Here is a 22,175-nt window from a genome sequence, read left to right as displayed (position 1 = left end):
GGGCGAATAAGTAATCACAGGACGGAGCAAGGTCGTAATGGGAATTGCATGCCCTTGTGTGCGGCCTCGCACCCCGCAGCAAAGGCATTTTCCTGTGCAAGGTCAGTCGGGGCCTGTGCGGCCCCGTGCCCCGCATCATTTGTCTGAGCGGACCTTGTCTGGGCGGACCTGCCTGGGCGGACCTACGTGTCCGCCCTCTATCTCTGTCGGGGCCTGTGCGGCCCCGCGCCCCGCCCTTCGACAAGCTCAGGATAGACGCTCAGGGCCGGCCGCGGCCCTCTGCACTCCCCGGCCGGGGCTCCGCCCCTGGACCCCGAATTTTAGGTGGCCGACTCACGAAATGCTGCTGTGTCATGCCTCCGTTGTGGATGCAGGCAAGGCATCAGACGAGAGAACCAACCTCGTTGAGGCAGCGCCGCAAACTGGTTTGACATTATTGTTCGCTGCCAGCTATTGCCATAACGGAGGCATGACAACCAAACGCTGAAAATGTCGATCACATCAAATTTGGGTTCCAAGGGCGATAGCCCTGGCCGGGGTGCAGGGGCGGGTAGCCCCTGCGGCCTTGCGGCCCGAGCAAACTGGCTTCAAGCTGGCACTGCCAAGCACTCGTGAGTCACTGCCAGGCACTTGTGCGAAACACCCGAGCACTCGGGAACGACAGACGAGCGCTCATGAGTAAGCGCCGAGCACTCGGGAATAAAGGCAGAGCACTTGAGGATGACCATCAAGCACTCATGAGGCACTGCTGAGCACTCAGGAGTAAGCCCAGAGCACTCCTGAGCAACAGACGAGCACTCCTGAATAAGTGCTGAAACAAAGCGGAAGAAGCCCACGCACGGCACGCCCACGCAAAAAGCTATGGTACAATGGGGGCCGAACTACCGGGAACCGTATACGCGCCGCGCTATTCCACTGCAGAGCAAGGAGGCTTACTCATGCCAGGGTTGGAGAAGGTTGCCCTTTTCACGAACGAATACCCGCCGAACGTTTACGGTGGGGCTGGCGTGCATGTGGAATACCTGAGCCGCGAGCTGGCCAAGCTCGTGCCAGTGGAAGTGCGCTGCTTTGGCGAGCAGCACAGCGACGACCCGCGCCTGAGCGTGCGCGGCTATGGCGCGTGGCCCGACGCCAAGCAAAACACCGACCCGCGCTTTGCCGGCGCGCTCGACGCGCTTGAGCGCAGCCTGCGCATGGCGAAAGACACGCTCGACGCGAACGTGGTGCACTGCCACACCTGGTATACCGACATGGCTGGCTTCTGGGCCAAGAAGCTGTGGGGCGTGCCGCTGGTGCAAACCATCCACTCGCTGGAGCCATTGCGCCCGTGGAAAGTCGAGCAGCTTGGCAACGGCTACCACCTGAGCAGCTGGATCGAGCGCACCGGCATGGAAGACGCCGACGCGATTGTAGCCGTCTCGCAGGAAACGCGCAACGACGTCCTGCGCCTGTTCAACGTCGACCCGAACAAAGTCCATGTCATCCACAACGGCATCGACCTCGACCAGTACCGCGCCACCGCCGCCAGCGACGCCCTGGTGAAGCGCGGGGTCGATCCGAGCAAGCCCTTTGTGCTATTTGTCGGGCGCATCACTCGCCAGAAAGGCATCATCCACCTCGTCAACGCCATCCCCGAGATCGATCCTTCCTTGCAGGTGGTGCTGTGCGCCGGCGCACCCGACACCAAAGAGATCGGGCAGGAAATGCAGGAGCGCGTGGCCGAGGTTAGCGCGCAGCGCCCCGGCGTGATCTGGATCCAGGAGATGCTGCCACGCGCCGATGTGATCCAGTTCTACGCCCAGGCATCGCTGTTCTGCTGTCCGTCGGTGTATGAACCTTTCGGTATCATCAACCTCGAAGCAATGGCCTGCGAGACGGCGGTGGTGGCCTCGGCGGTGGGCGGCATCCCCGAAGTGGTGGTGCCTGGCGAGACGGGCGAGCTGGTTCCGCTGGCGCTCAAGCCCGGCACCTTCGACCCGGTCGACCCGGCGCAGTTCGCGCACGACCTGGCCAGCGCGATCAACAAGGTTGCGCGCGACCCCGAGCTGATGGCGCGCTATGGCGCGGCTGGCCGCCGCCGCGTCGAGGATCATTTTAGCTGGACGGCGATTGCGCAGCGGACAGTTGATTTGTATAAGACGTTGGCATGATAGCGGTTCGCGGTCGCTGCGTATTGCATACGCGGCCATAGCTACTTTACAAGCCGGTTTGCTCAGGCCGCAAGGGCCGGTTGGCTGCTTGGGCCGCAAGCCATTACCGGTTTGAAGGCTGGTTGCTCAGGCCGCAAGGCCGCTGGGGCTCCTGCCCCAGCACCCCGGCCAGGGGCGATGCCCCTGGACCCCAAAAGAATGCCGGGGCAGATGTGAACGAGTGCTGTCATGCCTCCGTTGTGGATGAAGGCTGGCAACAAACGATGCGCGACGTATACAGCTTATAATTTTGTACAGCAACCCTTACAAGCTGCCTGCGTGATGGCACAACGGAAGTACACTGGGCATAAAGTAGTATAGCAATGCTTGTGAGATGCCTGCGTGATGGCACAATGGAGGCATGACACACAGTCATCTCGCTTGCCGGCCACGCTCTTTATGGGGTCCGGGGCAAGGCCCCGGCCGGGGAGTGCAGAGGGCCGCGGTCGGCCCTTTGCCGCGGGGCACGGGGGCGCGTAGCCCCCGAAAAAGCAGTAGCAGGCGGCTACAAAGCGCGGGGCACGGGGGCGCGCAGCCCCCGAAAAGGCAGTAGCAGGCGCTAAGCACGGGGCACGGGGCGCGCAGCCCCCGAAAAGGCAGTAGCAGGCGGCTAAGCGCGGGGCACGGGGCGCGCAGCCCCCGAAAAAGTACAGGCACAGCGCACTGCGCCCAAACAATAGAACATAGAAGAGAAAAGCCTATGACCACCATCCCAACCGTATTCGAGCTCGGCACCGAGCAGCCCGTCGCCGAGCTGCCGCCCGACGGGCGCAGCCGCGTCGTGATCGAGAATGTCCAGCCCGCCATCGACGCAGGCCGCTTCCCGATCAAGCGCGTCGCCGGCGACCCGGTGGTGGTCGAGGCCGATATCTTCACCGACAGCCACGACGCCCTTTCGGCGGTGCTGCTGTATCGCGCCGACGGCGACGCGCGCTGGGCCGAAGCGCCGATGGAGTTTGTGGACAACGACCGCTGGGGCGGCACCTTCAGCATCGCCACAATCGGGCGGGCCAGCTACGCCGTGCGTGCCTGGGTCGATCATTTCAAGTCGTGGGCGCGCGACATGGCCAAGCGCATTGCCGCCGACGCCGTCGCGCCCGTCGACCTGGAGATTGGCGCGCGCCTCGTGGCCGCTGCCCAGGCACGCGCAGCCGGCGCAGATGCCGCCCGGCTCGGCCAGTACGCTGCCGCGCTGCGGGCCGGCGCGCGCGCAATGGCGCTCGAGCCCGAGCTGGCCGCGCTGATGATGCACCACGCCGAGCGCCGCTACGCCACCACCTCGCCCGCGCTGCCAATGGTCGTGGATCGCGAGCGCGCGGCGTTTAGCACGTGGTACGAGCTGTTCCCGCGCAACACTGCCACCGAGGAAGGCCGCCACGGCACCTTCAAGGATGTCGAGGCGCGGCTGCCCTACATTGCCGAGCTGGGCTTCGACGTGCTCTACCTCACGCCCATCCACCCAATCGGTCATACCTTCCGCAAGGGCAAGGACAACAGCCCGACCGCGAAGGACGGCGAGCCCGGCAGCCCCTACGCGGTCGGCAACGAGCACGGCGGCCACAAGAGCATCCACCCCGAGCTGGGCACGCTCGACGACTTCCACAGCCTGGTGCGCGCCGCGCGCGGCTACGGCATTGAGATCGCGCTCGACAATGCCTTTCAGTGCTCGCCCGACCACCCCTATGTGAAAGAGCACCCCGACTGGTTCTATGTGCGGCCCGACGGCAGCATCCAGTATGCCGAAAACCCGCCCAAGAAATACCAGGATGTCTACCCTTTCAACTTCGAGAGCGAAGACTGGCAGGCGCTCTGGGAAGAGCTAAAGAGCTTCTTCACCTTCTGGGCCGAACAGGGCGTGCGAATTTTCCGCGTCGACAACCCGCACACCAAGGCGTTTGGCTTCTGGGAATGGTGCATCACCGAGCTCAAGCGCGACTACCCCGACATGATCTTTCTGTCCGAGGCGTTTACGCGCCCGAAAGTCATGTATCGCCTCGCCAAGCTTGGCTTCACCCAGTCGTACACCTACTACGCCTGGCGCACCGGCAAGGCCGAGCTGGCCGAATACATGACCGAGCTGACGCAAACGCCGGTGCACGAGTTCTTCCGCCCGAACTTCTGGCCCACCACGCACGACATTCTGACGCCGCAGTTCTACGGCGGCGAGCGCGCGCTGTTCATCGCCCGCCTGACCATGGCCGCGACCATGACGGCCAGCTATGGCATCTACGGCCCGGCCTACGAGCTGATGCTCTTCCAGCCGGTGAGCGGGCGCGAAGAATATATCGACAACGAAAAGTACGAACTGCGCGTGTGGGACCTTGAAGACAAAAACAGCCTGCGCCCGCTGGTTGCGCGCCTGAACCGCATCCGCCGCGAGAACGTCGCCCTGCAGCGCAACGAAAGCATTCGCTTCCACGCGGTTGAGAACGACTACGTCGCGAACGACCAGATCATCGCCTACAGCAAGCAGTCGCCCGACGGCGAGAACATCATCGTCACGGTGGTGAACCTCGACCCGCAGCATGTCCAGTCGGGCTGGCTGAGCCTGCCGCTGGAAGAATGGGGCATCCGCCCGGGCGACCTGTTCTACGCCCACGACCTGCTGAACGACACGCGCTACCCGTGGACCGGCGAGTGGAACTTCGTGCAGCTCGACCCGGCGCAGGTGCCGGTGCATGTGTTCCGCATCGAGCGGCCGAACCGCGAGCGCAACTTCGATTATTACAGCTAACCCTTTCAGGCGTGGCGCGCCAGTTGCAGTGAATCACACGTCGCGGGGCTGGCCCTGCGGCGTGTGTTGTATTTGTGGAAGAGAAGAGTGGAAGCGAAAGGATGCTGATGACTCAATCAACGACACTGCCGACGCTCGCCGGGGCCGAGCGCTGGGATGCATATTTCGCGCCGGAGCACTGGGCGAAACTCGAAGAACTTTTGCCGGGCTACATGCGCCCGCGCCGCTGGTTCAGTGGCAAGGCCCGCACCGTGGCCGAAACACAGGTGCAGGCCGCCATTCCGCTTGAGTACGCGGGCGGTCGCGCCTTCCTCACGCTGCTGCGCGTGGCCTATGCCGACGGTGGCGCCGAGACGTATGTGCTGCCATTAGCCTATGCCGAAGCCGGTAGCCTGGCGCAAGCTGGCCTGCCCGAGCACGCGCTGGTGGCGCAGGTAGGCGGCGGCACGCTGTTCGACCCGATCTATGCGCCGGATTTCTGCGCCGCGCTGCTTGATTTAATTGCGCAGCAGAAGCACGTCGCGGCAGGCGACGGCATGCTGATCGCCAGCACCACCAGCGCCTTTCCCGAGCTGCGCGGCCCGCTCGACCAGCCGCTCGCGCCCAAGGTCAGCACCGCCGAGCAAAGCAATAGCTCGATCATCTTTGGCGACCGCCTGATCATGAAGCTGTTTCGGCGGCTTGAGCCGGGCCTGAACCCCGACCTCGAGATCGGCGCGTTTCTGACCGAAGCGGGAAATTTTGCGAATATCCCGCCCGTGGCCGGTGCGCTTGAGTACGACGCCGGCACGCGCATGACGCTGGCGCTGCTGCAAGGGTTTGTGCCCAATCGCGGCGACGCCTGGTACTATACGCTCGACACCATCGCGGCGACCTTCACGGGCTTGCTTGCCGAACCGAATGCCTCGCCACCTGCCGGCACCGCCGCGCTGCTCGACGACAGCGCGCGCGACCTGCCCGAGGCGGCTGCGCGCCTGCTGGGGAATTATGCCGACTCGGCCGCGCTGCTGGGCCGCCGCACTGGCGAAATGCACCTCGCGCTGGCGAGCGGCAGCGCGCCCAACTTCGCGCCCGAGCCATTTACACCCGCGTTTCAGGCCGCCGTGCTGCGCTCGATGGAATCGCGTGCCCAGCAATCGTTCGGCCTGCTGCGCAGCAGCGTGGCAAACCTGCCCGCCGCGCTCCAAGCCGACGCGCAGCGCGTGCTGGAGAACGAAAGCGACGTGTTTTCCCGTCTGCGCGCCGCACTCGACCAGCCGATTGACGCGCAGCGCACCCGCATCCACGGCGACTACCACCTCGGCCAGGTGCTGTACACCGGCAGCGATTTCTTTATCATTGACTTCGAGGGCGAGCCGGCCCGCCCGCTCGACGAGCGGCGCGAAAAGGGCGCGGCATTGCAGGATGTGGCGGGCATGCTGCGCTCGCTGCACTACGCGCCCTATGCGGTACTCTTCGGCCAGGCCCCCGGCGTCGCGTTTGACGAGGGGCAGCGCGCGGCGCTGGAGCCGTGGGCGCGGGCGTGGCACCGCTGGGCCAGCGCGGCCTTTCTGCGCAGCTACCTCGCTACCGTTGGCGATGCGCCGTTCGTGCCGCACACGCGCGCCGCGCTGCACACCCTGCTCGAAGCCTACCTGCTCGACAAGGCCGTGTACGAGCTGCGCTACGAGCTGAACAACCGCCCCGACTGGGCGGGTATCCCGATCGAGGGGGTGCTGCAGCAGATTGCTTCGGCGTAGGTTTGGTGCTTGGGTGGGGTTTGGGGACTAGGGTCTGGGGTGTGGTGCTGCATATGTTTCTGCCTTCAAACCCCAGGCCCAATACCCTAAACCCAAGAGCGCAGCTTGCTCAGGCCGCAGGGCCGCTTGCTTCGGCGTAGGTTTGGTGCTTGGGTGGGGTTTGGGGACTAGGGTCTGGGGTTTGGTGCTGCATATGTTTCTGCCTTCAAACCCCAGGCCCAATACCCTAAACCCAAGAGCGCAGCTTGCTCAGGCCGCAGGGCCGCTGGGGTTCCCACCCAACACCCCGGCCGGGGCTATCGCCCCGAACCCCAAATTTCAGGTGGTTGTCGTGTTTAAGGTCTGTTTTTCATGCCTCCGTTATGCTGGTCGCTGGCATCTACCGAGACAAATATGTTTCGGGTTGAATACTTGCTAACGAATTATCACTTTATTGTCCGATGCCTTGGCTGCATCCACAACGGAGGCATGACACGCAATCATTTCGTCCGTGTGCCACGCTCTTTTGGGGGTCTGGGGCAAAGCCCCAGCGGCGAGGTGCAGGAGGCCGGCGGCGGCCTCTTGCCGCGGAGCGCGAGGGCGCGTAGCCCTCGCAGTGGTGCGGGCGGACACGCAGGTCCGCCCAGACAGATCCGCCCTGAAAAGTCCTAACCGCGGAGCACGAGGGCGCGCAGCCCTCGCACAAACAGACCAGCATAGCCCTCGCACCCTTCGATACGGCCCTGCGGGCCTACTCAGGATGCGAACATCATTGCAGCGCGAGGGCGCGCAGCCCGCACAGGAAATCACAGCCACTCGATGGCGCGCCCGTGCGGGTGCGTAAACGCCACTGGCTCGCCATTCACCGCCAGCAAAAATTGCCCGTCGGGTGGGGCAACGCCGAGCCGGGCAGCCACCTGGGGCAGCACGTTGGGCGCCTCGTTGCTCACCCACACCGCGCCCAGGCGGGCAAGGTCTGCGGCGAAGCGGGCGCGATCGGCAGCGGCGACATAGGCCAGCACCGCCGAGTGAAAGACCACCAGCGTGGCGTCGCGTGGGGCGGTGTCGGCAAGCTGGCGCAGGTCGGTGAGCAAATCGCCGCGTACGACGTTGGGCGGGTTGTCCTGCGCCACGCGGATGGCAGCGCGCAGGCGCTCGGCACGGTCGGGCTGGCCCGGCCATACCAGCGTTTCCAGCCACGCCACCTCGGCCGGGTCGCGCAGATCAAGCGGGTTGAGGTCGAGCCCGGCGCGCCAGACGATTTCCGGGCAGGTTTTGGGCAAAGGTGTCGCTTCATTTGCATGGCAGGAAAATGCTGGCGCAGGATGCGGCCCCTGCACCCGCGGCGGCACGCTGGCGCGGCCATAGTCGTAGCCCCAGTGGTCGGGCAGCAGGCACAGCCCCGCCGACGCGCCGACCTCCAGCAGTGCCAGCGGCCCGGGCAGACGCGCCAGCACCGGCAGCAGCGTCGCGCAGCGCCCCGGCTCGTTGGTTTGCGTGCTGCGCGCCAGAATAAGGTCGCGGATTGGCGCGGGGTGGTGCGCCACCAGCTCGGCAAAATGGCCGGCGTCGCGCGGTGTGCCATACAAATGCCGCACTGCCGCAAACACCAGGTTCGGCTGCTGCTTGCTGGCCGGCAGCGCCGCCACAAAGCGCAGCAGCGGCTCGGACTGACTGACGGCGCGGGCCAGCCCGGCGTAGAGTGGCGAAATATCCTGCGCTTCGTGCTCCGCGAAATGCCGGTAGCGCGCCCGCAATTCCTCAAACGAGCTGCAGTGCTGGTCGTCCCAGTTAAGCATTGGCAAACCCCGCGCGCCGCACCTCGTCCACAAAGCCACGGAACATCGCCGCCCAGCGCGGCTCGCTCGCATCCCACATTTCTTCGGGGTGGCACTGCACGCCCAGCACAAAGCCTGCGCCCGCGCCCTCCACCGCCTCGATCACGCCATCGGGCGCGCGCCCGGTGATGCGCAGCCCCGGCGCGAGGTCGCGCAGCGACTGGTGGTGAAAGGTGTTCACGTCGATGGTGGCGGTGCCAAGCCGCTCGGCCAGCCACGAGTCGCGTTCCAGCGCGACCGGGTGGGCGGTGTGGGCGCGCTCGGCCAGCTCACGCGAGGCGTAGTGATCGTGGCTGCCGGGCAGTTCGGCCGGGATGTCCTGGTAGAGCGTGCCGCCGAACGCGACATTCAGCACCTGAATGCCCCGGCAGATGCCCAGCATAGGTTTCCCATCGGCCAGCGCGCGCCGTGCCAGCGCCAATTCCACGGCATCGCGCAGCGGCACAACCGTGCCGAGGTTTGGGTGCCGCTCCTGCCCAAAATGCGCCGGGTCAACATCTTCGCCGCCCGCAAAGACCAGCCCGGCGCACAAGGCATACAGCCGGTCGAGCACCGCCGCGACGTCGGTCAGGTAGATCAGGAGTGGGATGCCGCCAGCCGCCTCGATCGCCAGCACATATTTCTCGCCAATGCCCGCCAGCATGGTGCTGCTGGTGTTGGCGCGCAGGTAGCGGTTGCCAATAATGCCGATAAGCGGGCGTTCGGGCTGCATAGCGTCCTCCACGTGTTGTTGTATGTTCGCGCGGGCGATTATACCAGCTTCGCGCAGGCGCAAAAAAGCCCCGCCTGTGTATACAGTCGGGGCTGCCGACGCGTGTGCAGAAGGCTGGCTAGCGGCGAATCATTGGCGCGAACAGGAAGCGCAGGAATAGCGCTTCGGCGCGCGCCCCGCTTGCGTTGTGGTGATGCAGCAGCAGCACGCCTTCCGAGCGGTTCGCCAGGAAATTCGCCCGGTTGTACACATACGGGATGCTTGTGCCGGACGATGCTACATAGCTGTTCAGCCCCTGTTCACCGCCCGTGAATGCGAAGCCAGGTTTGGCCGGGTTGTAGTGCAGCCAGCGCGACGCATCTTCTATGCCGCTACCAATGAATATATTGTTGTAGGCACTGTACACCTGGTAGTCAAACGCGCTGTTCGTACTCGTCAGGCCCAGGTCGGCAGCATCCACGGCCAGCACGGCCACGTTTGTGCGGTATGGCCGCGTGTCGAGCTGGCTGCTGTCGAGCACGTTGATCGGGTATTCGCCAATAATCGCGCCAACCGAGCCGTCGGGCAGAATAGTGGCGAGGTAAGTAAACTGCACATCGCTTGGCGCCGAACCTGTGCCGGTCTGGTCGGTAAACAGCGCGTAGTCAATCAGGCCATCGCTGTTGGTGTCGAAATCGACCTCGAAATACTGTTCGTTGAGGCTCGACCAGTTGTTGAAAGTCGCAACGCCGATAAACAGCGTTGTGCTGGCAATTGCTTTGGTGGTGGGGAAATCGCTGCCAATGCCGACGTAGCGCAGGTCGGAATAGCCAGTGTACGCGCTGGTCGCGACAATCGGCGGGCTGCTTTCCTGCAACTCAAGCGCCGTCACCAGCGCGGGGTTGTCTGCTGTGCCGGTGCCGCTGCCCGTCAGGCTGATCGTGCCGCTTACCGAGGCATTGGTGAGCAGCTGGGCGCGATTGTTCAGCGTGCCTGCCAGCGCAGCAGCGGGCTGGGGAGCCGCATAAACTGGCAGGCGCAGGCTGGCCTTTGGCACGATCTGGCCGCGAATTTCGCCGCCTGCATGGGCAGCCGTGTGGAAGTTGACGTAGAGCTCGCCTTTCAGCAGCAGCGCCACATCGCTCGCGCTCAGGGTTGTGCTGCCGCTGAGCGCGCTAATCGTGCCCGCGCCCGTGATGCCGACCAGCACCCCACCATTCACGCCCGCCGCGCCGCGATGGATGTGGCCGGCAGTGACGGTGAACGGCTGGCTGAAGCGAATGCTATAGTCCAGCGCGCTGGTGGCCGCCGTAAAGGTGAACAGGCCCGTCGCCGATACGTCGCTATCGGTTTGCGGGTTTTCGAAATAGCCGCGCACATTCGCGGTGAACGGGCGCGTTGCCGCGGGGGGCGTGAGCGTCAGGTGGCCCGAGGCCTCGGGCACCCAGTTGCGCGCATCGCCATCCTGCGAGGTTGGCACGCTTGGCAGAACCGCGTGCGTCATTTGCGATGCGTCGGCGTGGAGCTGCACCTGCACCGTGGCGCTCGCGCCCGCCGCCAGGGTGATTGTGGCCGGCGACACGCTGTACGACACGCCCGGCGTGGTGGCCGCCGGCGCATAGCCCAGGTTGAAGGTCGCGGCCGATGTGCCCTTATTGCGCACCGTGACATTGCGGGTCAGCGTTGCCGTACCCTGCACATCGACATTGCCGAACGAGACGCTGACATTGGTCGGGCGCGCGGTGTCAAACGCAATCACGCTGTCGGCTGCCGCGCCGGCCACATCGATGCGGCCTGCGCCAGCGCGGCTGGGCTCCAGCGTTTGTGCGTCGGCTGCAACCCCGACGCGCACAGTGTTGGTGGCGGTATTCATCGCCAGCGCCTTCAGCTCGGCCACGCTCCAGGTGGGGTGCAGCTGGCGCAGCAGGGCCATCGCGCCAGCGACATGCGGCGCGGCCATTGAGGTGCCGTTCAGCGCCTCGCCCTTGTCGCCCGAAAGCGCCAGCGCCGAGAAGATATTTACGCCGGGCGCGGCAATGTCGGGCTTGAGCGTGCCACCCAGGCGCGGCCCACGCGAGCTGAAATCGGCAATGACGTCCGACGCGCCGGGGTCAGAATACACTGTGCTGCCAGCCAGCGAGCCCGAGAAGCGCACTTGCAGGCCGCTCAGGTTGGCTTTCAGCAGGTCGCCAACCGTTTTGGGCATGCTGACGGAGGGAATGACCGAGCTGCCAGTGATCGACAGATCGAACACGTCGCTGTTGTCGACAAGAATCGCGCCAATGCCGCCTGCCGCCGTCACGCGGCCCGTGCGCGATACCGAGCCGCCGCACGTTGCCGAGTTGTCGCTCCAGTCGATAATAACGATCTTGCCCGAGATATTGGTCGCATCAGCACCCGCCCAGTCGGTGCAGCCGTTGCGGTTGGTGGCCGGGTAATACACTGCGCCACTGACGTCTGGCTTGCTTGCCCAGGCATACGCCACCGAGAAAGCGGCTGGCTGGGTGGTGTTATTCACCGCCGGCGGCCCGGCAATCACCCGAATGCCGTCGAGAATTGCGTCGGGCTGGTTGGCAGCCGCCACGCTGATCACACTGTCGGCAGCCGCCGGGCTGCCCGTGACATTGGTTGCGTCGCCCGAGTTGCCCGCCGAGGCCACAACAATCACGCCGGCCTTGGTGGCGTTGTCGGCCGCAACCGCGCTGCTGTCGTAGGTCGCGCCATATGGCGAGCCCAGCGACATATTGATCACATCGACATGGTCGCTCGGGTTGCCGTCGCCGTTCGGGTCAACGGCGCGATCAATCGCCAGGTCGGTCACGTCGGTCGAGCCATCGCAGCCAAATACGCGGTAGGCGTAGAGCTGCGCGTCTGGCGCAACGCCTGGGCCGATGCGGAAGAAGCCCGGCGTGTTATAGATCGAGCCATCGTAGGGGCCAGTGTAGGTCGAGCCGTCGGCCTTCACGCCAAGGCCCGCCGCCGTGCCTGCCACGTGCGAGCCGTGGCCGTTGCAGTCGAGCGGGTTGGGGTCGGGGTGCGGCACCGGCTGGTAGGTGATTGAGCTCGGGTCGGCGTCGTAGTCGTCGCCCACGAAGTCATAGCCGCCCGCGACTTTGGCGGAAGGGAAGTAGCCCGACAGCCCGCTCAGTGGCGTGGTATCGGTGATGGTGGGCGGGTAGGTGCCCGGCCCGCCAAAGTCGCGGTGCAGGTAGTCGATGCCCGTGTCGATGATCGCGATTCGCATGCCTGTGCCAATCGCCTTGTTCGCGCCAACCGTCTGCGCCCACACCTGCGGCGCGCCAATCAGCGGCACGCTGCCGGTGTTGCTGCGCTGCTTGGGCACCAGCGGGCGAATTGCCTTCACTCCCGGCAGCTGGCTGATCGCCAGCAGCTGCTTGGCGTCGACGCGCACGGCCACGCCATTATAGGCGCGCTGGACGCGGTAGAGCACCTGCGCGCCGAGCGTGCTGAGCGGGGCCAGCAAACGCTGCTGCGCGCTTTCGATGCTTGCAAGCTGGCGCTGGGCGAGCTGCCCGGCGATCTGTGGGTCTGCGCCGCGCTGCTGCGCACTGGCAAACAGCAGCGCAGTGGGCGCATCGGCCAGCTCGATCACCGCCTTCACCTCGCCGCTGCGGCGAGCCAGCGGGCCGCTCCAGCCACGCGCAGCGAGCTGCGCCATGTCGGGGTCGCGCCCGGGGGGCGTGAGCTGGCTGGCTGCCGCAGAGAAAGGCAGCACCAGAAAGAGGAGGGCCAGCAGGAGGACGCGCAAGGGGGCAGGGAAGTGCATGATTGTTCCTCGCATTCTTGCTACAAAAAAGAGTGTAGGTGAGAAGCCGAGCGAGCGCGCAGGCGGGCGCTGCATCGCGCCTGACGTATGGCGCTGTTCCAGCGCCGCCAACTACAAAGGGCATAGGTATTGTAGCAGAAACTTGGGTGAAAAATAAACATGAATTCATACAATATGCATAGCCGCTTGCTGCAACAGCATGTTAGGCACGCGCGCAGCCCTGGCGCATCAGCAAATATTTTTGCCGTATTGCATTCGGCATTTCTACCCACTATTTCTTATAAGAATGTTGTTGGCCGAGCATATTGGTTCCTGGCACGGCGGCTTTAGCACCGCACGCTGCAGTACCATGGGGCACACCGGTTTGCCCGCGCGCCGCCGCGCCCAGGCGCTATGCTATAATGCCCTAAGACACCTGTTCGAATGGAGAAACAAGCTATGGCGGGGGATTTGCTCGATAGCCTGAACGCGGCGCAGCAGCAGGCCGTGCAGAAGCTCGACGGCCCGGTGCTGGTGCTGGCCGGCCCTGGCTCGGGCAAAACACGCGTACTCACGCATCGCATTGCCTACATGATCGGGCCGGCTGGCGTCGACCCTTTTCATATTCTGGCGGTCACTTTCACCAACAAAGCCGCCCGCGAAATGAAAGAGCGGCTCGACAACCTGCTTGGCGCGGGCCGGGCGGCGGCGCTGACGGTTGGCACCTTCCACAGCCTCTGCGCGCGCTTTCTGCGCCGCGATATTGTGCACCTCGGCCGCGAGCGCGACTTTGCAATTTACGACTCCGACGACCAGCAGCGCCTGATGAAGCGCGTGCTGAAAGACGAAAACCTCGACGAAAAGAAGTACCCGCCGCGCGCCATTCACGCCGCGATCTCGCGCGCCAAAAACGAATTCATCAGCCCGGAAGAATATGGCCGCCTGGGCCGCACCTACTACGACGAAGTCGTGACGCGCTGCTACAAGCGCTACCAGTTGCTGCTGCGCGAGTCTAACGCGCTCGACTTCGACGACCTGCTGGTCGAGACGGTGCGCCTGTTCGAGCAGCACCCGCTAGTGCTGGAAAAATACCAGGATCGTTACCTCTACATGCTGGCCGACGAATACCAGGACACCAATCGCGTGCAGTACCTGCTGCTGAAATTGCTGGCCAGCAAGCGCCGCAACCTGTTTGTGGTGGGCGACGAAGACCAGAGCGTGTATGCGTTTCGCGGGGCCGACATCCGCAACATCCGCTACTTCGAGAACGATTATCCCGACGCGCAGGTGGTGCTGCTCGAGCAGAACTACCGCAGCACGCAGGCGATTCTCGACGTTGCGCAGGCCGTCATTCAGGGCGGCGAAAAGCGCAAGCACGAAAAGCGCATCTGGACGGAAAACGAGCGCGGCGCGCTGGTGCAGATTCAGGAAGGCTACGACCAGGACGACGAAGCCCAGCAGGTCGCGGCCGAGATTGCGCGCATCACCTCCAGCGCCGAGTTCGAGCCACGCGACATTGCGATTATGTACCGGACCAACGCCCAGTCGCGCGCGCTTGAAGAGGCGCTGATGGCCCGCGCTCTGCCCTACCAGCTGGTCGGCGGCACGCGCTTCTACGAGCGCAAAGAAATCAAGGATGCGGTCGCCTACCTGCGCCTCTCGTACAACCCGAACGACAGCATTGGCTTCAGCCGCGTGCTCAACTGGCCCGGGCGCGGCATTGGCGACCGCACCGAAGACGAATTGAACCGCTGGGCGATGAGCATGAACGTGCCCAACTATGTTGCCCTGCAGCTGCTGGCCGAAGACCCGCCGCCCGAGCATCCCTTCGCAACGCGCACACGCACGGCGCTGCTGGCCTTCCTCGCCCTGCTCGACGAGCTGATCGCTCAGCGCGAAAAAGGCGACCTCGGCGCGCTGATGGATTTCCTGTTTGGGCGGGTTGGCTTTCAGGAGGCATTGCTGCGCGAACACGGCGAAGACGATGGCGCGGAACGTTGGGCCAATATCGAAGAATTGCGCAACGCCGCCAATAACTACGTCAACATGCCAATCGAGAACCAGCTGCCGACATTTCTGGAAGAAGTCGCGCTGGTGTCCGACATCGATCAGGTGAAGGAAGACCGCAACACCATCACCTGCATCACGCTGCACCAGGCCAAAGGGCTGGAATACCCGGTGGTGTTTCTGGTGGGGCTGGAAGAAGGGCTGGTGCCGCACTCGCGCTCGCTCGACGACAAGGACGCGCTGGAAGAAGAACGCCGCCTGTTCTACGTCGGCGCGACACGCGCCAAACAGCGCCTGTACCTGCTCTATGCCTTCCGCCGCGCCACCTACGGGCGCACCAGTCTGGCGCAGCCCTCGCGCTTCCTGGCCGACATTCCGAAGAGCCTGGTGAAGCCGCCGGCGCGGCGCGCCAACACGCCCAGCCAGCAGAGCAATATGTTCTCGGGGCGCAGCTCGTTCGGCAGCTCGGGCTATGGCAGCGGGCGGGCGAACACCCTGCCGCGCCCTGGCTCGCCCGCGCGCGTTGGCACACCCAGCCGCGCCGCGCCAAGCCGCGGTGGCACGCCCGCCAGTGACGCGGCGCGCTCCGCCAACTTCTTTGCCGGCCAGAAAGTGCGCCACGGCACCTTTGGCGATGGCGTGGTAGTGAGCTCCAAGCTGGTCGAGAACGACGAAGAGGTGACGGTCGCGTTCGCCGGCAAAGGCGTGAAGCGCCTGCTCGCCAGCTTCGCCAAGCTCGAAAAGGCGGAATAAACTGGGGGGAAATTTCACCACAGAGGCACAGAGGACGCGGAGACTATAGCAGTTTGCAGTCGGCAGAAGGCAGTCGGCAGTTGCATTTTCCGTGCTACAGCGCCTTTCTAGCCAGCAGGTGAGTGGTCAGTTGTTCTGCCAACTACTGTAGAGGTTGTGTACTGTTCCTGGTTCTGTGGTTCTGTGGTTCCGTTGCAGGTTGCAGGTTGGCAGGTTATAAAGTTACAGGTTGGCTGGTTGAAGATCGCAGCCTACTGCCAACTGCCTACTGCACTCCATTCGGTTCTCGGTTCTTGGTTCTTGGCTCTTGACGAGGGAAGGCAATGCTTGCAGCGTTTGGCGGCCTGGGCATTGGGCTGGTCTGGGGCTGGGTGGCAGTGCACCTGCTGCGTAGCGCGCGCCGCGCGCGGGTGCTGCGCATCCTGATCGGGCTGGCGCTTCAGGTCGCGCTGCTGCGCTGGCTGGGCACGCCCCTGATGCTCGCCAGCTTCGTCGCCGGGCTGCTGGCAAGCGGCATGACCTACTGGGTCTGGCAATATTCACTGGCTCAGCGTTTCACGGAAGACTAGCGCCGCATTCTACTGAGGAGGGGCTATGACCGACCCGACCACCAAGTCGATCATTCAGCTGCTGGGCGCGTTCGCGTTTGGGGTGATCATTGGCTGGCGCGTCTACTTCACCGACCGCTATCGCACCGGGGCGGTCGATTTCAACGATATTGCGACGGTGATTGGGATCGTGGGCGGCGGGGCGATTTTGGCGCTGTTCCAGGCCGGCACCGACCTGTTTGGCGCGTATGGCATCGGCCTGGCGCTGGGCTTTTTTGCCTACCACCTGCGTCTGGCAGGCATGGTCGCGCGCTCGCAAAACTTCGACCAGGATTTCTTTATCGATGGTCGGCGTAAGAAGGTTTCCGACGACGAGTTCATCCCCGACTATGTGCGCAGCACAACCACGGCAATGGGCGACGTGACCCTGCCGCGCAAACCCGACGGCAGCGGCGGCGGGCCAAACTAACGGTTGACGATCCACAGATGGCACAGATGGCGCAGATTATTTGGGAGTAATACGTCCCAAAATCTGCGCCATCTGTGTAATCTGTGGATTATTTTGGTCACCCGGCCGGCGTGAGGCGCAGCAGCGCATAGGCGTGCGGCGTGTAGGCCAGCCCAAGCGGGTTGTTGCGCGCCAGCAGCTGTAAACGCGCCTCGCGCATGGCCCGCCCCAGCGGCATTCCCCCCAGAAACAGCGGGATCATGGCCTCGGCAAAGGCCTGCGCCAGCTCCTCGAAAATCGTGATCTCGGTGCCGATCACGCCCGCTGCCGCCGTTTTCTCCACCAGCACCTTCACCAGATTCAGCGCCTGCGCGGGCGAGATCGCGGTGGTGTGGCAGCCGTTGATAAACATCAGCGGGCGCGCCTGCGGCCAGCCAATGCGCAGGTTGCCCCAGGTGTCGGTGGTGAAATAGCCCGGGCTGGCCTTGCTGCCCACCAGCAGCGCCGGGTTGGTGTCTTGCAGCAGGCCGTGGCAGTAGAAATACACGAGCTGCGGCTGGCTGCCCTTCAGCAGCGCCACCACCTCGCCGCGGTCGGATTTGCGCTGCACCGTGGCGGGTAGTTTGTCGAGCCGCGCCAGGTGCGGCGGCAGTTGGGCGAAATCGGTGTACACCGCCATGTCGATCAGCGGCGTGCCGGTATAGTTGATCGTCAGCGCCAGCTCGGGGCCGTAGGGCGTGGGCGTTGGCACGCCGATGTCGTGGCGAAAGCCCCAGAAGCCGCTCGGGCAGATGATGTTCAGGTTATCGCGGCTGGGGCACTCGCCGTTGAAACAGGGCTCGGCGCTGAGCGAGCCACCATTCTGCTGCACCTTTGCCAGGCTGCTCAGAAAGGCCGGGCACATGCCGCGAATGTCCTGCGAATCGACCAGATAGTCGTAGATTAGCGCGATTGGCACAATATCGCTGGCCGAGATTTTGCCAGCCATCTGCACCACGCCGGGCTTGCGCATCAGCTGGCGCAATTCTTCAGCGCCCGCGCTGCCGCGCCCAATCTGCGTGTCGAGCGTTTGGTACAGGCGGGTGCCGCGCCCAACCAGCTGCTTCATGTCCTGAAACAGGCGGTCGCTGAGCGTTTTGGCCGGCTGCGCCGGCGCGTAGCGATACGCATCCTGCTCGGTCCATTCGTCTTCGCGGCCCCAGGCCATCAGCCGCAGCCCGCGCCGCGCTGCGTCGATCAGGCTGCCAATTTCGCCTTCGCCCAGCGTGGTGCTGCTTTCGTAGCGCTGCTGCCCGTCGTCGCCGAGCAGGCGGAAACTCTGCTTGCCGCCGCTGTCGCTGTTCATCATGATGCTGAGCGTGTGCGGCTCGACCTGGTTGAGGTGGCGCGGCGCGAGCGTTGGGCTGAGGTTGTAATCGAGCACGGAACGCTGCTGCAATCCAGTTTCGGTCAGCGGCGCGCCCGGGCCAACCTGCACCGTCACCAGCCGCGATTGCACCAGCATGGTGCGGCAGTACATGTTTACACGCAGATTGTAGCGGCCGCGCACGCCGGGCTTTGTGCTGACGCGAAACAAGAGCCGTTCGCTCAGCAGGGGGGCGGCTGGGTCGGCGCTGGCGGGCCGCGACGCCGGTTCGAGCACGCTGGCCGGGCCGTCGGCGGGCACGCGCAGCACGCCGCTCGTTTCGGCCAGCACGAATGTCTCGCTAAAAATCACGACCTGGAGGTCAACTGTTTCGTTGGGCGCGAGGTCGGGAACAAGCGTGGGAATCGCTTCAATTGTGCTCGGCTCGATTTCGCCAATATGGTAGCGGAACCAGTAGGTCGCGCCCATGCGCAGCGGCTGATATTTGTCGAGCGGCTGGCCGGGCGCGGCTTCGGCGGCAAAATCGGTGTTGACGTAGCGGTCGGTGCGCGGCTGAAGCGTGTTCAGGGAAGGCGGCGCGGGCGGGCCGTCCAGGTCGCGCGTGCGCGGCTCGCTCTCGCTCAGCACCGCTGCGGGCGGCTGCCAGTTCGCCGCAAGGTCGAGCAGGGGCTGGCTGGCGGGGTGGTTCAGCACCGCTGGCGGCGCATAGAGCACGCCACACGGCTCTTCCTCGCGCAGAATCACCACATAGCCAGTTTGCCCAAGCAGCACGCGTGCAGCAGCATCTTCGCTGTCGAGCGGCACGGATGGGCTAGTGGGAAAAGCGAGATCGTCGAGGCGGCGATTAAGCGTGGCTGCGTCGTGCGGATCGAGGCGCGCGGACAGATCCGACAGGCTGAGCACCACGAAATCGCGCCCGCGTGGGTAGATCAGCAGCCAGGCGCTTGGGTTGGGCTGAGCGCGCAGCGCCTGAAGCGCCGCGCCCACGCGCATCGTTGGGCTGGCGTGCAAAATCTGGCGCTCCAGGTCGCGCAGTCGAAGCAGCATACCCCGTCCTTCCTACTGGCAGCGGAATATGCCTATTGTACGCCAGGCGCGGGGATTTTTGAAGGGGGCGTATTTAGCTCACAGCTGCTGCCGCAAAACGCCCCGCACAAAAAAGAGCACGCCAAACGACACTGCCAGCAAGATCGCCGCCAGAGTCAGCGCCACCGACAAATCTTGCTCGAAGCCCTGGTAGATCGCCAGTGGCATCGTTTGGGTGCGGCCCACGAAGTTCCCCGCAAAAATGATTGTTGCGCCAAACTCGCCCAGCGCGCGCGCCCAGGTCATCACCGCGCCACCAAACAGGGCAGCCCACGACAGCGGCGCGGTGACGTAGCGGAACACCTGGCGCGGGCTCGCGCCATCGAGCGCGGCGGCCTGCTCCAGCTCGCGGTCGACACCCGCGAAGCCAGTGGCGGCCGCCTTGATATAGAAGGGCGCGGCGACAAACACCTGCGCCAGCACCACCGCCGCTGGTGTAAAGGCCAGCTCGATGCCCGCCACGCCCAGGTACTGGCCGAGCAGGCCGCGCCGGCCAAAGGCCACTAGCAGCGCAATGCCCGCCACCGAGGGCGGCAGCACCATCGGCAGGTCGATCAGCGTGTCGAGGGCGGTGTGCCCGCGAAAGCGCCGCCGCGCCAGCAAAAAGGCCAGCGGCGTGCCGAACAGGAGCGTCAGCAGCACCGTGATTGCCGTGGTGGTCATGCTCAGGCTGATCGCCTGCGCCACGTCGCGATTCGTCAGGTTCGCCAGCAGTTGCGAGAGGGGGATGCGCAGCAGCAGAGCCAGCAGCGGCAGCAGCAGAAAGGCCAGCATGGGCAGGCTGGCGATTAGCAGCCAGGCCACCGGCCGGCCACGCAATGGTTCAATTGCTGGCGTTGTGGCAGTGCGAACGCGAGTCACAGGCGTATCAGTCATCAGGGCGCGGCCGGAATAAAGCCATACTGCGCCAGCACGTTCTGTCCTTCTGGCCCCAGCACATAGTCAACAAATTGTTGGGCCAGCTCGGCATTCTTGGCGCTTTTCGTCGCCGCAATCGGGTAAGTTGCGATGGTGTTCAGGTTGTCGGGAATTTCCAGCATCGTAACCGAGCCGTCTTTCACGGTCGCGGCGTCGGTAGTATACACAATTCCGGCGTCGGCTTCGCCAAGCGCAACCTTGCTCAGCACCGCTTTCACATTGTCCTCGTACGAGACGACATTGGCAAGCACGGTTGGGCTGTAGGTTTCGGTGTACTCGGGCAGCTTGGATGCTTTGGCCAGGAAGTCGAGCGCATAGCCGCCGACCGGCACGCTCTTGCTGGCCAGCACGATCTTCAGCCCGGGATTCGCGAGGTCTTTCAGCGCGGCCAGCTTGCCGGGGTTGTCTTTCGGGTACACCACCACCAGGCGGTTGCGCACAAAGGTCTTCTGCGTGCCGCTAATGATGTCGCCAGCGGTGATCACCACGCCCATCTGCTTGGCGTTGGCCGAGGCGAACACATCGGCTGGCGCGCCCTGCGTGATCTGGGTGGCAAGCTGGTCGGAGCCGCCAAAGTTGAAGGTGACCGTCGCGCCGCCATTGGCCGCGCCAAACTGCTCGCCAATGGTTTTGAAGGCGTCGGTGAGCGATGCGGCGGCGAATACGGTTAGCTCGCCGCCGCTGGCAGCGGGCGCAGCAGTGGCCGCCGGCATGGCGGTGGCGGCGGGCGCGCTTGTTGCAGCCGGAGCGGCGGGCTGTGCGCCACCGCAGGCGGCCAGCGCAAACGCAAGCAGAGCGGCACAGGCCAGGCGAAATCGGAGCATGCGCGAGTTTCCTTTCAAACAGCGGCGAAACCAGAAGCAGAACGAGGCAGCTGGTACGAGCGCCGGCTGCGAAAGGCGCTGCACACGGGCTTATTTCACGGGGGTGGCGTGTACATTGGCCGCGCACACGTCGAGCCAGGCCAGAATGGCTTCGATCTGGCCAGCGCGAAATTCCAGCACCAGCCAGTCGTAGCTGCGCGCGCCGGCCAGCGCATCGGCGTGGGCGCGCTGACGCGCCAGCCAGCCGCGACACACTTCCTGCTGCGCGGCGACCAGCGCGGCGGCGCTGGCTGGGCCGGCCTGGCTGGCGAAATAGAGCTTGGCAAGGAATTCCAGCCGAAAATCACGGCCATGCTCAACCGGCGCGGCCAGCCAGCGCGCAAATGCTGCCCGGCCCGCCGAAGTGAGGTGCAGGATCTTGCGCGGCGGGCGGCTGCCCTGCGGCTCCAGCGCGCCGGTAATGTAGCCCTCGGCCTCCAGCCGCTCCAGCATCACATACACCAGGCTTTGCTTCAGGTGCCACACCAGGCCCAGCGCCTCGTTGCGCATCAGCGTCTGGTGGATTTCGTAGGCGTGCATGGGCTGCTGGCGCAGAAAGCCCAGCAGGGCGTGTTCCAGCGTCAGGGGCTGCTTGATCATCGGGCTCATGGGGCTGAACCTTCCGATAGTTATTTTATAAGTATTCAGGCGGCGATTATCCCACGGGGCCAGGGGCTTGTCAAGCAGGAGAAACGGGGCGATGTGCCACAAGAACTCGAAGACTCGAAGGCATCGGAAAGACGTTCAGTCTTCGCGCCTTCGAGTCTTCGTGGCAAAACGTTCTATGCTCAGGGCCTGCGCGCGCTACATCTCGAATGCGCGGTGCTGCGTCATGCTAAACCAGTTGCCGAACGGATCCTGCACAATCGCCTCGATGCCATAGGGCTGCTCTTGCGGCGGGGAAAGGAACTTCACGCCCCTGGCGCGCAGGTCTTCGTAGGTCGCGTGGCAGTCGTCGGTTTCAAACACGCCCAGGCCAATTGCGCCATTGCTGATCAGGCTGCGCACCTGCGCCACCGCGTCCGCGTTCATCGTTGGGCTCGGTTCCAGCCGGTACAGCACCAGCTCCAGGTCGGGCTGCGCGGGCGGGCTGACCGAGAGCCAGCGGAAGCCGTTGTCCATGCGCATGTCGGTGCGCACTGTGAAGCCGAGTTTATCGCGATAGAATGCCAGCGCCTCGTCCTGATCGAACACAAATACGGTTGCGTGCGAGAGCTTGGTGATCATAGCCCCTCCCATCAATACGAATA

Annotated in this window: 14 protein-coding genes; 6 read left to right on the top strand and 8 right to left on the bottom strand. The window is 64.5% G+C overall.

Features of this window, described 5'->3' with window-relative positions:
• Positions 1-938: 938 nt before the first annotated feature.
• From glgA to M1P90_RS10310, 3 genes are all read left to right on the top strand, one after another.
• Entirely contained in the window at positions 939-2,150 is a 1,212-nt protein-coding gene (gene glgA / locus M1P90_RS10320; protein ID WP_483702533.1) for a glycogen synthase, read from the top strand.
• 739 nt (positions 2,151-2,889) lie between these two features.
• Complete coding sequence (locus M1P90_RS10315; protein WP_483702532.1) at positions 2,890-4,923, top strand: alpha-1,4-glucan--maltose-1-phosphate maltosyltransferase; 2,034 nt, start codon at positions 2,890-2,892, stop codon at positions 4,921-4,923.
• Positions 4,924-5,030: 107 nt separating this feature from the next.
• On the top strand, positions 5,031-6,662 hold the full coding sequence (locus tag M1P90_RS10310; RefSeq protein ID WP_483702531.1) for a putative maltokinase: 1,632 nt from the start codon (positions 5,031-5,033) through the stop codon (positions 6,660-6,662).
• Positions 6,663-7,447: 785 nt separating this feature from the next.
• Here the strand turns inward: M1P90_RS10310 and M1P90_RS10305 are convergent.
• The 3 genes from M1P90_RS10305 to M1P90_RS10295 form a co-directional block, all read right to left on the bottom strand.
• Positions 7,448-8,440, bottom strand: a complete 993-nt coding sequence (locus M1P90_RS10305) for a DUF2332 domain-containing protein (protein WP_483702530.1) — start codon at positions 8,438-8,440, stop codon at positions 7,448-7,450.
• A complete protein-coding gene (locus M1P90_RS10300) occupies positions 8,433-9,191 on the bottom strand; it encodes a gamma-glutamyl-gamma-aminobutyrate hydrolase family protein (protein WP_483702529.1) in 759 nt (252 codons plus the stop codon). Before M1P90_RS10300 ends, M1P90_RS10305 begins: the two co-directional genes overlap by 8 nt.
• Before the next feature lie 118 nt (positions 9,192-9,309).
• Positions 9,310-12,957 carry a S8 family serine peptidase gene (locus M1P90_RS10295; protein WP_483702528.1) on the bottom strand — a complete coding sequence of 1,216 codons (3,648 nt, stop codon included), beginning with the start codon at positions 12,955-12,957 and terminating at the stop codon, positions 9,310-9,312.
• A 438-nt stretch (positions 12,958-13,395) separates the two neighbouring features.
• Here M1P90_RS10295 and M1P90_RS10290 point away from each other — a divergent pair, with 438 nt between their 5' ends.
• The 3 genes from M1P90_RS10290 (at position 13,396) to M1P90_RS10280 (ending at position 16,713) form a co-directional block, all read left to right on the top strand.
• Entirely contained in the window at positions 13,396-15,696 is a 2,301-nt protein-coding gene (locus M1P90_RS10290) for an ATP-dependent helicase (RefSeq protein ID WP_483702527.1), read from the top strand.
• 323 nt (positions 15,697-16,019) lie between these two features.
• A complete protein-coding gene (locus M1P90_RS10285) occupies positions 16,020-16,265 on the top strand; it encodes a hypothetical protein (protein WP_483702526.1) in 246 nt (81 codons plus the stop codon).
• A gap of 25 nt (positions 16,266-16,290) precedes the next feature.
• Positions 16,291-16,713, top strand: a complete 423-nt coding sequence (locus tag M1P90_RS10280) for a hypothetical protein (protein WP_483702525.1) — start codon at positions 16,291-16,293, stop codon at positions 16,711-16,713.
• A 97-nt stretch (positions 16,714-16,810) separates the two neighbouring features.
• Here M1P90_RS10280 and M1P90_RS10275 read toward each other — a convergent pair whose 3' ends face one another.
• The 5 genes from M1P90_RS10275 to M1P90_RS10255 form a co-directional block, all read right to left on the bottom strand.
• On the bottom strand, positions 16,811-19,105 hold the full coding sequence (locus tag M1P90_RS10275) for a hypothetical protein (RefSeq protein ID WP_483702524.1): 2,295 nt from the start codon (positions 19,103-19,105) through the stop codon (positions 16,811-16,813).
• Between the two features lie 78 nt (positions 19,106-19,183).
• The gene (locus M1P90_RS10270; protein ID WP_483702523.1) at positions 19,184-20,005 is read right to left on the bottom strand and encodes an ABC transporter permease; all 822 of its coding nucleotides are present in this window, start codon (positions 20,003-20,005) and stop codon (positions 19,184-19,186) included.
• Between the two features lie 14 nt (positions 20,006-20,019).
• Complete coding sequence (gene modA / locus M1P90_RS10265) at positions 20,020-20,886, bottom strand: molybdate ABC transporter substrate-binding protein (protein ID WP_483702522.1); 867 nt, start codon at positions 20,884-20,886, stop codon at positions 20,020-20,022.
• Positions 20,887-20,976: 90 nt separating this feature from the next.
• Complete coding sequence (locus M1P90_RS10260) at positions 20,977-21,534, bottom strand: PadR family transcriptional regulator (RefSeq protein WP_483702521.1); 558 nt, start codon at positions 21,532-21,534, stop codon at positions 20,977-20,979.
• A gap of 195 nt (positions 21,535-21,729) precedes the next feature.
• The gene (locus M1P90_RS10255) at positions 21,730-22,152 is read right to left on the bottom strand and encodes a VOC family protein (RefSeq protein WP_483702520.1); all 423 of its coding nucleotides are present in this window, start codon (positions 22,150-22,152) and stop codon (positions 21,730-21,732) included.
• Positions 22,153-22,175: the final 23 nt, after the last annotated feature.

The sequence above is a fragment of the Kouleothrix sp. 19917 genome, from assembly GCF_057073505.1.
This window is presented reverse-complemented; position numbering and strand designations above follow the sequence as displayed.